Below are 13,321 nucleotides of genomic sequence, written 5' to 3' on the forward strand. Positions count from 1 at the left end.
TTTATAGTTATTAGGATGTTTGATTTATTTCCACATAAACCGGACACTCAACACTATGCGCACCAGGCAAATACCCGGTGCTCATTAAAAATTCATTCACAATTTCGCCACCCACAAATTTGAAATTCTTTTTGAATAATTTCAACCAATCTGTTAGTGGCAAAGGATGATGTGCATCAAGCCAGTTTTTGAAAGAACGATATTCCTTTTTCAACTCAACTATTTTTTGTGCGTTAACGATGGCGGCGTTAATCTTCAAACGATTACGTATTATTCCCGGATCGAGCAACAATCTTTCACAATCTTCCTCTGTGTAGGCAGCAATTTTTTCAATAGAAAAGTCACTATAAGCCTTTCTAAAACCTTCCTGTTTACGCAACATCAATGTCCAGCTTAATCCGGCCTGATTTATTTCAAGAATAAATCTTCCGAACAATTCGTCATCGTCATCAATCTGAAAACCATATTGATGATCGTGATAATGTTTATGAAGCAGATAATCCGGAAGTTCGGATGGATTGTTGTTTACGTAATCGCAGTAAGACATATATATTAAGGCTCGGTAATTCCTATTTGAATCTCGGTAGTATTGGCGTCCCGGTTTTGAAAATCCATATTCAGATAAATTTCCCGGTTTTCTCCACTCATGGTCAGGCCGCTGGAAAGTATTTGGGGAATCAGTGTGCCGTAAGATTCTCCAAGCTTATCCCAATCGCCCGAATGCTGTGTTGTTGCGCAATGAAATGGTCTTAGACTTTTCAATCTGAAATCAGAATTGCTCAATTCTTTTTCTTTAAAAGTAATAGGCAAAGCAATGGTAAGCGAAAATACAGTTTCCGGATTTCCATCCATTCCTTCATAAATCCAGTAAACAGGTCCCGTTATTTCCAGATCGTTTTGTACAGCAGCCTGATACATTTTATGAGCAACCACGCGGACATATTCTCCAATTTCGGAAAGTTTTGTTTTTGTTTCAAAACATAAAACCTGCATTGGATGTATTTTCTTCAATTCCATAAGAGTTTATTTTGTTAGTTGATTTAGCAAAATAAAACACTCGAAGTGACAGCCCTATGTCAGGATGATTTCAAAGAATCAATTTATTTCTTCCTTATCCGGCGAACAGTTTGTTTCAGCCATGGATAGCTGATGTAAACAACTTTTGTTGCAGCAATACCAATTCCTGCGCCCATTAATACATCTGCCAGCCAGTGATTGTTTTGTAAAATGCGCGCTCCGCCAACCGCTGTGGCCGTGGTGTAGCCTCCTATACTATACCAAACGCTTCTGTGACCATACTCTTCATGTAAAATGGTAGCATTGGCAAAAGCGCTGGTAGCGTGTCCTGAAGGGAATGATTTGTTATCTTCTCCATTAGGCCTGGGATATTTTGAAATTATTTTCAAACTTCCTGTTACGCCCTGCGCTATAATGTTGGAAAGAATGGCTAGTACAAGCTGATCGCCGAAAGAATGCTTGCCCTTAACACCGGCAGCACCAAGGCTAAGGCTTACGACACCTGGAAGATACCGGATGAAATCATCCGTATGGCTTGCGTGAAAGTTTGGATACTGACTTACAACATGGGATTGTAAATGTCTGCTGATTGAGCCCTGGGTTACAAAGGCTGCCAGTGCAAGCGTAACAGGCGGAACGACTTCTATTGGCCGCACCTGCCAAAGTTTTTCCTGCTTTTTTTGAACCAAAGTATCGTGGTAAACAGAATCGACAGCCTGAGCGGCGGCATTCATTGAAAATAAACCCTGACAGATAAAAGTTACAAAAAAGACGCAGCGTGTAAACTGTTTTTTCATGAAAGTGAGTAGTAGAAAAAGATTGCGGCAAGGGCCGCAATCTGAATTGAAGTATGCTGATCTTATAAAATCGCTTCTCTAACGCGCACTAATTTTTCCAGTAATCCTTCAAGCTGATCCAATGGCAGCATATTAGCTCCATCCGATTTCGCTTCTGCCGGATTGAAATGCGTTTCAATAAAAAGTCCGTCTGCCCCAACAGCAATGGCAGCTTTTGCTATGGTTTCTATCAATTTCGGTTTTCCGCCAGTGACGCCTGATTCCTGGTTGGGCTGTTGCAAAGAATGCGTGCAATCCATAATTACCGGCACATCAAAAGCACGCATGGCCGGTAAGTTTCGATAATCAACAATCAGTTCACCATAACCAAAACTATTTCCGCGATCCGTCAATAAAACCTGGCAATCAGGATTCGTTTCATTTATTTTTTCAACAGCAAACTTCATGGAAGCACCCGAAAGAAACTGTCCTTTTTTCACATTTACCGCCTTTCCGGTACGAGCCGCTGCTGCAATTAATTCCGTTTGACGACATAAAAATGCAGGAATTTGCAAAACATCCACATATTCCGCAGCAAAAGCTGCTTCATGGGATTCATGAATATCGGTAACCGTAGGAACGCCAAAGGTCTGACCGATTTCCTGTAAAATTTTCAAAGCTTTTTCATCACCGATTCCTGTAAAAGAATCCACTTTGGTGCGATTTGCTTTGCGATAAGATCCTTTGAAAATATATGGTATTTTAAGCCTGTCTGTCAGAGTCACAATATGTTCTGCAATACGCAATGCCATATCTCTCCCTTCGATAGCACAAGGGCCGGCCATGAGGAAAAACTGGGGAGAATCTGTGTTTTTTAGTTTTGGAATTGACAACATAATACTAATAATCAAAAATTAATAAAGTTCTGTAAAGGTACGGTTATCTGCAATCTTCTCTATGTGATTCGTTGTATTCGTGGAACTTATATGGTTAAGCATTTGATATTCTGTTTCTTTTATTTCCTGTGCTTTATCTCAACTATTATGACACGTATTAAAAAAATGTTGACAAAGTGAAGTAGAATATCTTTCTTTGTTGCGATTTTAACCAAAAAGTGTTTACAAAATGTCAGCAATTGCAGAAAGAGTTAAGCAAATTATCGTCGAAAAACTCGGCGTAGAAGAGTCGGAGGTAACGCCAGAAGCAAACTTCCAAAACGACTTGGGAGCGGACTCTCTAGATACCGTTGAGTTGATTATGGAATTTGAGAAAGAATTCAATCTTTCTATTCCTGATGATCAAGCCGAGAACATTGGTACAGTTGGTCAGGCTGTTGCATATCTGGAAGAAAACGTAAAATAGTTTTACGGTTTTCCAGTATCATCTTCTTTTTCTGTCCCTATTTTATGAGTTTTAAGCGAGTTGTAATTACCGGTATGGGCGCATTGACGCCTATTGGAAATGATGTTCCTACCTATTGGAAAAATTTAGTTGCAGGCGTGAGCGGTGCTGCGCCTATAACAAGGTTTGATGCCGAACGGTTTCGGACCCGATTTGCCTGTGAGGTAAAAGGGTTGGACATACAGGATTACATTCCGCGCCAGGAAGCTCGTAAAATGGATCCATTTACCCAGTATGCCGTTATTGCAACTGATGAAGCAATGAAGGACGCCGGCTTTGACGCAGATACACTTGATCTCGACAAAGCCGGTGTAATTTGGGGTTCGGGAATTGGTGGTTTGAAAACTTTTGAAGACGAAGTGTTGAACTTCTCTGACGGAGGTAGAAACCCACGTTTCAACCCGTTCTTTATCCCGAAAATGATTGCTGATAGCGCGTCTGGAGTTCTTTCCATCCGTTACGGTTTTCGTGGACCAACTTTCATTACTGTTTCTGCATGTGCGTCTGCAACCAATGCCTTGATTGATGCCTACAATTATATCCGTCTGGGTATGATGAATGTATGTATTTCAGGTGGTTCTGAGGCTGCAATTACAAATGCAGGTGTGGGTGGATTCAATGCTTTAAAAGCGTTGTCAGAAAATAATGATTCACCTGAAACGGCTTCACGCCCTTATGATAAGGATAGAGACGGATTCGTTTTGGGAGAAGGTGGTGCTGCTTTGATTCTCGAAGAGTACGAACATGCCAAAGCACGTGGTGCTAAAATTTATGCTGAAATGATTGGCGGTGGCATGTCCTCAGACGCTTATCACATTACCGCTCCGCATCCGGAAGGACGCGGCGCTTACATGGTAATGAAAAATACGCTGGAAAATGCCGGATTGCAGCCTGAGGATATTGATTATATCAATACTCATGGAACTTCAACACCAATCGGTGATCCTCAGGAAATTAAAGCCATCGAGAAATTCTTTGGTGAACATGCCTACAACATGAGCATAAGCTCAACCAAATCCATGACCGGGCATTTGCTTGGTGGTGCGGGTGCGATTGAAGCAGCGGCTTGCATTATGGCTATCCAGGATCAGATTATTCCTCCGACGATTAACCACTTTACGGATGATCCGGAAATTAATCCCCGGTTGAATCTTACTTTTAACACAGCACAAAAACGCAAGGTCGATATAGCCCTAAGTAATACTTTTGGTTTTGGCGGTCATAATGCTTCCGTTATTTTCAAGAGGTTCGAGGAATAATTAACTTATTGATTTTGGCAAAACGAATTCTTTTACCGATCCTCGCTTTATTTAGAACCGGAAGTCCTGAGGATAAGAAATTTAAGGAATCTATTGCGCATGTAATTGGTGATCGCCCTTCTAACCTGGGTGTATACCAATTGGCATTCCGCCATACATCTGCCTCTCGTGAAACAGCGATCAAGGGTTTTCGTGAATCAAACGAAAGGCTTGAATATCTGGGTGACGCGGTGCTGGGAATGGTTGTTGCCGAATTTTTATTTACCAAATATCCATACAAAGACGAAGGATTTCTCACCGAAATCCGCTCACGGATTGTTAACCGTGAATCGTTAAATCAAATTTCCCGTAAACTTGGCCTAGACCGGTTGATCGAATATGATGGAAACCGTCGTGGTATGTCGCCAAGATCCTCCATGTATGGCGATGCGCTGGAAGCATTCGTTGGAGCGATTTATCTGGATAAAGGATTTCGTTTTACAAGGAAATTTATCATCAGTAAGCTTTTAACACATTACGATCTGGACGATATCATCCAGAACAATATTAACTTCAAAAGCCTTATCATCGAATGGGCACAACGGGAAGGAAAGGAAATTCGCTTCGAAATTCTGGAAGAACGTGGAACCCGCCATCACCGTGAATTTATCTCCCAAATTTTAGTTAACGACGAGCCGTTCGCTGTTGGTAATGGTTTTACCAAAAAGAAGGCCGAACAATCTGCATCTGAAAGAGCTTGTGAACAGCTTGAATTGAAATAGGTTGTTTTTTAATCTATCTAATCTTCGGTATTTTTCGAAATTCTCCCATCATCCGTCCCGTGGATTGAAATCCACGGCTACAATGTCGGTCATGCCTACGGCCTTTTTAAATCTTGGATTATCATTTTTCCTACAATACCGGCCATTGCTACGGCATTTTGCAGATCTTGAATAATCTATTTTCCGTGGATTGAAATCCACGGCTACAATGTCGGTCATGCCTACGGCCTTTTTAAATCTTGGATTATCATTTTCCCTACAATACCGGCCATTGCTACGGCATTTTTCCAGATCTTAAATAATCAATTTTCCGTGGATTGAAATCCTCGGCTACAATATCGGCCATGCCTACGGCATTTTTAAATCTTGGATAATTGGGTTTTTGCGTGGGTTGAAATCCATGGCCATGATATTTGTAATGTTTATGGTATTTTATATTATCAAATTGCCGGAGGCAAGGCCGACCTTGTAGCCGCGGAATTTATTCCGTGGGGAACGGTAATCTCCATCTTCTCTTTTCCAGTACCGTAGTTACGGCCCATATATTTTACGGTGCCCCTAATTCTAAATAGAATATTGTCATAAATTCTGTCTTAAATTGAAAAAATCGGCCATTATGTCACTTAAATTTATATTTTTTCGATTAGTAAGACATTTTGTCCGTAATTTCCCCCTTTTTTCTCATCGGTACAAAAGTTTTAAAAACCCTAGCATACCGCAACGGTACTTAAACTTAAAATCACAAAAAATAAAACCTATAAAACCATGAGCACATTAGTAAAAACCCACTTCGCGAATCCTAAATTGTACAACGGATTTTTTGGTAAAGAAGCTTTAAATGAATTTTTTGCCCCAGCTTATGCAGGCAGCGTACCAGCTGTAAATGTAGTTGAAAGCAAAGACGGATTCAGAATTGAAGTTGCCGCACCTGGATTACAAAAGGCTGATTTTAAATTGAATCTTGAAAAAAATCAGTTGACAATCTCGGCTCAAAAAGAACAAAAAGAAGAAGAAACCAACGAAAAATATTCTCGCAGAGAATTTAAATACAGTTCTTTCCAAAGGACTTTCACGCTACCAAATTCAGTAGATGGTGAAAAAATTGCTGCAAGTTATGCTGATGGGATTTTGAAAGTGGAACTTCCGAAACGGGAAGAAGCTATTGAAAAACCATTGCGTGAAATCGAGATTGCTTAAAATTTAATTTGGGAAAGGGCGTTATTTGTCATGAATAACGCCCTTTTTGGCATATTAAAGATTAATAATTAACGGTAAATATGTTTTAGTGAATTTTCAGATTCATACCTTTGTTAAAATATGTTAAATGGCTTTACAAAGGGAATAATTTGCCGGCTCGTTTACGTTATTTGTTCAATATAGTTCTAACCCCAACATATGGAAATGAAAACAAACTGGAAAGCTTTGGTATTGGTTGGGCTGCTTTCGAGCGCATCAACCCTTGCAGGCTTCAAACTTTTAAGTTCTGGTAGTGACAGGGATGTTATTTTTAAAGAATCACCTTCTGAATCACTGGCACGTTTTACATCGGCAGGTGCGCCGGCGGGAGCTCCTGGTGATTTTGTATATGCAGCTGAGGCGACTACTCCTGCGGTAGTCCATATTAAGTCGACAATGACGAGGTCGTCACGTGGCGGACAGGGAGATATTCCTGATATTTTCAGAGATTTCTTTGGTGATGATTTCGGTGGCGGTTCTCGTGGCCCGCAATCTTCCGAAGCTTCGGGCTCTGGTGTTGTGATTTCTGCTGATGGATATATTGTAACAAATAATCACGTAGTAGAAGGCGCACAGGAGTTGGAAGTTACATTATCAAATAAAAGTAAATTCAGAGCGAAAGTAATTGGTACTGACCCGTCTACTGATATTGCGGTAATTAAAATCGAAGCTAAAAATCTTCCTGCCGTTACTTTTGGTAGCTCTGATGCAGTGAAAGTAGGAGAGTGGGTAGTTGCTGTTGGTAATCCTTTTAATCTTGAATCAACCGTTACAGCTGGTATTATCAGTGCAAAGGGACGTGGTTTAGGAATTATCGGTCAGTCTCAAAATCGTCGTGGAAATGCTACACCAACTTCGGCAACAGCGGGAGATGTGCCATTGGAATCTTTTATTCAGACTGATGCAGTAGTTAACCCTGGAAACAGTGGTGGTGCTTTGGTTAATTTGAAAGGTGAATTAATTGGTATCAATACAGCCATTGCGAGTCCAACCGGAAGTTTTGCGGGATATGCATTTGCAGTTCCATCAAGTATCGTTAAGAAAGTTTCTGGTGACTTGATCAAATTCGGAAATGTTCAACGTGGATACCTTGGAATTTCTCTTGATGAATTGGACAGCCGTAAAGCAGAAGAATATGGTGTGAAAGTAAACGATGGTGTTTATGTTCGTGATTTCACAGAAAACAGTGCTGCAAAAGCGGGCGGTATTACCAAAGGAGATGTTATCGTAAAAGTTGATGGCTTGAATACACATTCAATTCCTGAACTTCAACAATCAATCGGTTTGCATAAACCTGGCGACAAAGTTGTTGTTACTGTTAACCGCGACGGAACAGAAAAGGATTTGAACGTAACATTAAGAAACCGTACTGGTGGTTCAGATGTTTTGAAACGTGATGAATCTGCCGTAGTAATGAGTGTTTTAGGAGCTCAGTTTGGTAATATCAGTGATCAGGAAAAACAACGTCTTACACGTTACAAAGTGGAAGGTGGTGTGAAAGTGCTTTCAATTGACGGTGGTAAACTGGCCAGAACAGGCGTTGAAGAAGGTTTTATCATTACAAAAGTAAATGGCAAACCTGTAAAATCGGTTAAAGAATTGGAAGCTTCTCTTGCCGGAAAATCAGATTCCATGGTTCAGTTTGAAGGTTTATATATAGATGCTCCTTATGATGTTTATTCATTCGGATTTAGATTTTAAAACAGCTTTTGCCGATTAGGATGTTAGCCTTTTAGCAAGTAGAAATCGCTGAGTATTTAGATAAAAAATGGTCCCGGAAAGTTAATTTCCGGGACCATTTTTTATATTTTGTATTGAAGAGTAATCTGAATATTAAAGCATAAACTTCAATCTCACCACTTCTTTTTCACTTAGAAAACGCCATTTTCCACGTGGTAACTCTTTTTTGTCTAATCCGGCAAATACGGTACGATCCAGTTTTTGCACCTCGTAACCAAGATGTTCAAACATACGACGCACAATACGATTTTTACCACTGTGAATTTCCAGTCCAACCACCATAGCATCCGGCGTAACGATTCCTACCTCATCAGGTTTAACAAAACCATCCTCCAATTCCAATCCCGCCTGTAATAGTTCGAAATCTTCTGTTGTAATTGGTCTGTCAAGCTCAGCCTGGTAAATTTTCTTGATGCCGTTCGATGGGTGTGTTAACTTTTCAGCCAATCCTCCGTCATTTGTCAGCAAAAGTAAACCAGTTGTATTTCTGTCTAAACGACCTACCGGATAAATACGCTCATAACAAGCTCCCTTGATCAAATCCAAAACTGTTTTACGTTCCTCTGGGTCGTCAGTTGTGGTAATGTAATCTTTCGGTTTGTTAATCAGTACATAAACCAGTTTTTCACGGTTTAATGCTTTTTTACCAAATTTAACCACATCCGATGCCTCAACTTTGTGACCCATTTCTGTAACAACTTTGCCATTAACAGAAATTTGTCCGGATGCAATTAAATCATCTGCCTCGCGACGGGAACAAATTCCCGCGTTGGCTATATATCGGTTCAAGCGCATTTCAGAACTTTCTTCCTTACGCTTTGCTCCCGGTTTTTTGTCATAACCACTTAAATTATAACGAGGTGCAGTTTCAAATCTTCCAACACGGCGATTAGCTGCTTCTTCTGCAAGACGTTTTTCCGTTTCCGGATCTTTGTCAACTACCTCTTCAAAATCGCTTTTTTTTTTAAAAGCTGGTTTTTCGTGTCTTCCGTTTGAAGGAGTCGGTTTGAAAGTACGAGGTGCATCATTACTTCTTTCCGTACGCGGCTTGTCAAAGCTTCTTCCTTCTCCTCTTGTTCTGTCCTGACCGGGAGCAAATTCACCTCTTGGTTTAAATCCGCGTGAATCTCCATCACGGTCCGAAGAACGTGGTTTGTCAAAAGCTGGTCTGTCCTGACCTGATCTTTCGAAGCGAGGCTTGTCGAAGCCCGGCTTGTCAAAACTTCTTCCTTCTGATCTTTCTCTTGGTCTGTCCTGACCGGGAGCAAATTCACCTCTTGGCTTAAATCCGCGAGAATCACCATCACGGTCTGAAGAACGTGGTTTGTCAAAAGAAGGTCTGTCCTGACCGGTTCTTTCAGGTCTGTCAGAACCTGATCTTTCAAAACGTGGCTTATCGAAGCCCGGCTTGTCGAAACTTCTTCCTTCTGATCTTTCTCTTGGTCTGTCCTGACCGGGAGAAAATTCACCTCTCGGTTTGAAACCGCGGGAATCTCCATCACGGTCGGAAGAACGTGGTTTGTCAAAAGAAGGTCTTTCCTGACCGGGTCTATCAGAACCTGATCTCTCAAAACGCGGCTTATCAAAACTTCTTCCTTCCGATCTTTCTCTTGGTCTGTCCTGACCGGACGCAAATTCACCTCTTGGTTTAAATCCGCGGGAATCTCCATCACGATCCGAAAAGCGTGGTTTGTCAAATGCCGGTCTGTCCTGACCGGGTCTATCCTGACCACCTCTGTCAAAACGAGGTTTATCAAATCCTGGCTTTGAAAATCCTGGCTTACCAAAATTTGGTTTGTCGTAACGCGGACGTTCTGAATCGAAGCGAGGTTTATCGCCGCTTGGTCTGTCGCTGTAAGATCTTGAAGATTCAGCGCTTGGGCTGGCTACTCTCAGGCTGGATTTTTTGATACTTGGCTTGCTGAAGCGACTTTCTGCTTCCGGACGTTTTTTGCCAAATGGGCGGCCTGAGGCATCACCACTTCTTCCTGGAGGACGCGAAGAGCTCGCATCACTCGATTTTGTTATTCTTTTTCTCATTAGGAATGCAGTATCACTACTGGATTTTGTTTCCTCTCTACAAACTTGTTCTTACTTGGGCTAGTGTACATTGATGACCGTTGTCATAACAGAATGCCACTAAAACGCATTTACAAACGTATCTGATGTTCAGAGTACTATGTGTTATTTATGTTTTGAAATGCAAAGATACACTAATTTTTATTACTAAATATTTTCATTTCTTTTACCCGAAATGTGTCATTACGACGTTACTAATAATCGTTAAGTAAATCTTGCTTTCGGGCAACAAGTAAAACAGGAATAAGAGTTCCGGTTAAAACAAATTTGACGGTCGTTTTAGTAAACAGAAAACGCCGGCCTTTACCCGATATTCATTAAATATTGCAGTCCTATGCCAACGAATATACAGTTACAACCTCTTTGGAAACCAGGAAAAAAACTGACGGAACAGTCAAATTTAAAAAAGTACATGGACTGGCTGTTCGTAAAAAAAGGACTTTATTTTCGTGGATATCATGATTTGTGGGATTGGTCGGTGACGGATCTGGAAGATTTCTGGGAAAGTCTCTGGCAATATTTTCATATCAAATCGCACGACATTTATCTTGAAGTTTTGCGGCGGCCAAAAAAAGGAATGATAGGCACACAATGGTTTCGCCGTTCCAGACTTAATTATGCCGAACATATTTTCAGAAATAAAACAAAAGATCATCCTGCATTACTTTTTCAATCGGAAACACAGGGACTAACAAAAATTTCCTGGGAAGAACTTGAGTCTCAGGTTGCAGCTGTTTCCACCTGGTTGCGCCAACGCGATGTAAGACCGGGAGACAGAGTAGCCGCAGTGCTGCCCAATATTCCTCAGGCCGTTGTCGCATTTCTGGCGGTTAATGCCATCGGAGCAGTCTGGTCCAGTTGTTCACCTGATTTTGGCAGGGCAGGAATTGTAGAGCGGTTATCTCAAATACAACCCAAAGTACTGTTTGTTACGGATGGCTATCATTACAATGGGAAAACGTATGATACTACCGCAACTACGATGGAACTTGGTTCTGCACTTCCATCTGTAAAGGATATCGTCATGATTTCCAATATGGATTCCGCATCGAAACCCGAAGGAATCAGGTCCTGGGAAGATATTTTACACTTGCCTAATTTTGGAATTGACTTTGAGGCAGTACCTTTTGAACATCCGATCTGGGTACTTTATTCCTCCGGCACAACAGGAAAACCAAAGGCAATTACCCACAGCGTTGGCGGATGTTTGCTTGAACATTTGAAAATACTGTCAATTCATCAAAACGTAAAACCCGGCGACCGCTACTTCTGGTATTCTACTACCGGCTGGATGATGTGGAATTTCGCTTTGGGCTCCATGTTATGCGGCGCAACACTTGTAATTTATGATGGTTCTCCCGCTTTTCCCTCCACACAAGTTTTGTGGACATTAGCAGAGCGTGCTAAAATAACTCATTTTGGAAGCGGTGCAGCCTATTTTATCAATTGCATGAAAGCTGGAACAAGTATCCCTTCCGAGAAACTTTCACATCTGGAAACCATTGGTTCAACAGGTTCTCCGCTGCCGCCAGACGTTTATGAATGGGTTTATCAGCATGTCAAAAAGGAAGTCTGGTTAATTTCATTAAGTGGCGGAACGGATATTTGCAGTGCTTTCGTTGGTGGAAATCCGATGGAACCCGTTTACCCGGGAGAAATCCAAAGTCGCGCGTTGGGAGCCAAAGTAGAAGCTTTTGATGAAGATGGAAATAGTGTAATTGATGAATTGGGGGAAATGGTAATTACCCAGCCTATGCCTTCCATGCCGATTTATTTTTGGAATGATGAAGACAACGAACGGTATGAAAAAAGCTACTTTGAAACCTATCCAAATGTATGGCGTCACGGCGACTGGATTAAAATAACTTCAAGAGGTTCAGTCATTATTTACGGAAGATCAGACGCCACCTTAAACCGTGACGGAATCCGGATTGGTACTTCAGAAGTTTATAGCGCAGTGGAAAGTCTGCCGGAAATTAAAGACAGTCTGGTGGTTTATCTTGAAAAGGAAGATGGGGGAGGGTTTATGCCTCTGTTTGTTGTTTTGGAAGAAAATAAAAAATTGACCGAAACATTAAAAGAGGAAATCAAGCATGCGCTAAGAACGCAATACAGTCCACGGCATGTACCTGATACAATAGAAGCGGTGTCTGCTATTCCTTATACGATCAATGGAAAAAAGATGGAAGCACCGGTTAAGAAAATACTGATGGGAATGGATCCGGCAAAGGCGGTTAGTAAGGATACAATGCGGAATCCTGAGGCTTTGGATGGGTTTGTTTGAAATTCGTTAAAACCGTCGTCCAATCGTAAAAGATAATTGAGGAAAAATAGTATCTCCGTTAGTATCCAGTTGTAAGCCAGTTGTTAATCCAAGAATTATTTTTTGATTAATTGTATAACCGGCAAAAAATTGTGAGATTCCACCGAAGGAATAAGTTCGTTGAGAAGAGGTATGCTCGGTGATATAAACGGGTAATGGTAAGCCAGTTACAATGGGAAATATTGTTGTTCTATCATTTGGAACAGAAGAAGACTGATAACGAAAAAGCCCACCAACCCGAATCCCTAAATCCCAACTTGTTGTTCTTAGAAAATGATAGCCCATTTTTCCAACAAGCTGAGCACCCGCAGTGGTATACCGGTAAGACAAATCATGAACTTTGCCGTTTGCTTCTGTGACCAATAACAAATCTGACCCATCATGTATCGTCATTCCTAATTCTGTTAACCAGGATAATCTTTTTTGAAAAAACCTTTCATATTCTACGCCTAGCATTAAACCTTGTATATCACCAGTACCAAGTTTTCCTCGACCGATATTGACTTTCATTGCTTGATCTGGAAGGGTTTGAGAATAGGCTGATCTGGTAATTATTACGAATAGAGCTAAAAGAAGAAATTTTTGCATGTTGTGAGATGAGTCGTAAAATGAGTATGCTGTAAATGTAGTGCTTTAGAAATCGGCAACTTCTATTTAAAATGCTGTTATTTAATCAAATATCGATTATCCCCAATCTCATCTTATTCAAAATAATCATACACTTTTTCC

Annotated in this window: 13 protein-coding genes; 6 read left to right on the forward strand and 7 right to left on the reverse strand. The window is 41.0% G+C overall.

Going from position 1 to position 13,321, the window contains the following annotated elements:
* Positions 1-10: 10 nt before the first annotated feature.
* From IEE83_RS29335 to kdsA, 4 genes are all read right to left on the reverse strand, one after another.
* Positions 11-547 carry a DNA-3-methyladenine glycosylase I gene (locus IEE83_RS29335; protein WP_194124289.1) on the reverse strand — a complete coding sequence of 179 codons (537 nt, stop codon included), beginning with the start codon at positions 545-547 and terminating at the stop codon, positions 11-13.
* 5 nt (positions 548-552) lie between these two features.
* Positions 553-1,017: a GyrI-like domain-containing protein gene (locus IEE83_RS29340; RefSeq protein ID WP_194124290.1), complete on the reverse strand. Its 465-nt coding sequence runs from the start codon at positions 1,015-1,017 to the stop codon at positions 553-555.
* 83 nt (positions 1,018-1,100) lie between these two features.
* Entirely contained in the window at positions 1,101-1,814 is a 714-nt protein-coding gene (locus IEE83_RS29345; RefSeq protein ID WP_228102122.1) for a phosphatase PAP2 family protein, read from the reverse strand.
* A 62-nt stretch (positions 1,815-1,876) separates the two neighbouring features.
* Entirely contained in the window at positions 1,877-2,689 is an 813-nt protein-coding gene (gene kdsA, locus IEE83_RS29350) for a 3-deoxy-8-phosphooctulonate synthase (RefSeq protein ID WP_194124291.1), read from the reverse strand.
* Positions 2,690-2,918: 229 nt separating this feature from the next.
* Here kdsA and IEE83_RS29355 point away from each other — a divergent pair, with 229 nt between their 5' ends.
* Genes IEE83_RS29355 through rnc form a run of 3 tightly spaced genes read left to right on the forward strand, consistent with a single transcriptional unit; the run spans position 2,919 to position 5,214 of the window.
* Complete coding sequence (locus IEE83_RS29355; RefSeq protein WP_015813362.1) at positions 2,919-3,155, forward strand: acyl carrier protein; 237 nt, start codon at positions 2,919-2,921, stop codon at positions 3,153-3,155.
* A gap of 44 nt (positions 3,156-3,199) precedes the next feature.
* Positions 3,200-4,453, forward strand: coding sequence for a beta-ketoacyl-ACP synthase II (fabF, locus tag IEE83_RS29360; protein ID WP_194124293.1), 1,254 nt, complete (start codon positions 3,200-3,202; stop codon positions 4,451-4,453).
* A gap of 14 nt (positions 4,454-4,467) precedes the next feature.
* A complete protein-coding gene (rnc, locus tag IEE83_RS29365) occupies positions 4,468-5,214 on the forward strand; it encodes a ribonuclease III (protein ID WP_090337817.1) in 747 nt (248 codons plus the stop codon).
* Positions 5,215-5,262: 48 nt separating this feature from the next.
* On the opposite strand, the gene IEE83_RS29370 is transcribed toward rnc, so the two are convergent.
* Positions 5,263-5,433, reverse strand: coding sequence for a hypothetical protein (locus IEE83_RS29370; RefSeq protein WP_194124294.1), 171 nt, complete (start codon positions 5,431-5,433; stop codon positions 5,263-5,265).
* Positions 5,434-5,979: 546 nt separating this feature from the next.
* On the opposite strand from IEE83_RS29370, the gene IEE83_RS29375 reads away from it, so the two are divergent.
* Both IEE83_RS29375 and IEE83_RS29380 read left to right on the forward strand, forming a co-directional pair.
* Complete coding sequence (locus tag IEE83_RS29375) at positions 5,980-6,411, forward strand: Hsp20/alpha crystallin family protein (RefSeq protein ID WP_194124295.1); 432 nt, start codon at positions 5,980-5,982, stop codon at positions 6,409-6,411.
* 204 nt (positions 6,412-6,615) lie between these two features.
* Positions 6,616-8,151, forward strand: a complete 1,536-nt coding sequence (locus IEE83_RS29380) for a Do family serine endopeptidase (RefSeq protein ID WP_194124850.1) — start codon at positions 6,616-6,618, stop codon at positions 8,149-8,151.
* 132 nt (positions 8,152-8,283) lie between these two features.
* Here IEE83_RS29380 and IEE83_RS29385 read toward each other — a convergent pair whose 3' ends face one another.
* Positions 8,284-10,230: a pseudouridine synthase gene (locus IEE83_RS29385; protein ID WP_194124296.1), complete on the reverse strand. Its 1,947-nt coding sequence runs from the start codon at positions 10,228-10,230 to the stop codon at positions 8,284-8,286.
* A gap of 373 nt (positions 10,231-10,603) precedes the next feature.
* Here IEE83_RS29385 and IEE83_RS29390 point away from each other — a divergent pair, with 373 nt between their 5' ends.
* Positions 10,604-12,553 carry an acetoacetate--CoA ligase gene (locus tag IEE83_RS29390; protein ID WP_194124297.1) on the forward strand — a complete coding sequence of 650 codons (1,950 nt, stop codon included), beginning with the start codon at positions 10,604-10,606 and terminating at the stop codon, positions 12,551-12,553.
* 6 nt (positions 12,554-12,559) lie between these two features.
* On the opposite strand, the gene IEE83_RS29395 is transcribed toward IEE83_RS29390, so the two are convergent.
* The gene (locus IEE83_RS29395; protein WP_194124298.1) at positions 12,560-13,180 is read right to left on the reverse strand and encodes a hypothetical protein; all 621 of its coding nucleotides are present in this window, start codon (positions 13,178-13,180) and stop codon (positions 12,560-12,562) included.
* Positions 13,181-13,321 lie beyond the last annotated feature (141 nt).

It is taken from the genome of Dyadobacter subterraneus (assembly GCF_015221875.1).
Classification (GTDB): Bacteria; Bacteroidota; Bacteroidia; order Cytophagales; family Spirosomataceae; genus Dyadobacter; species Dyadobacter subterraneus.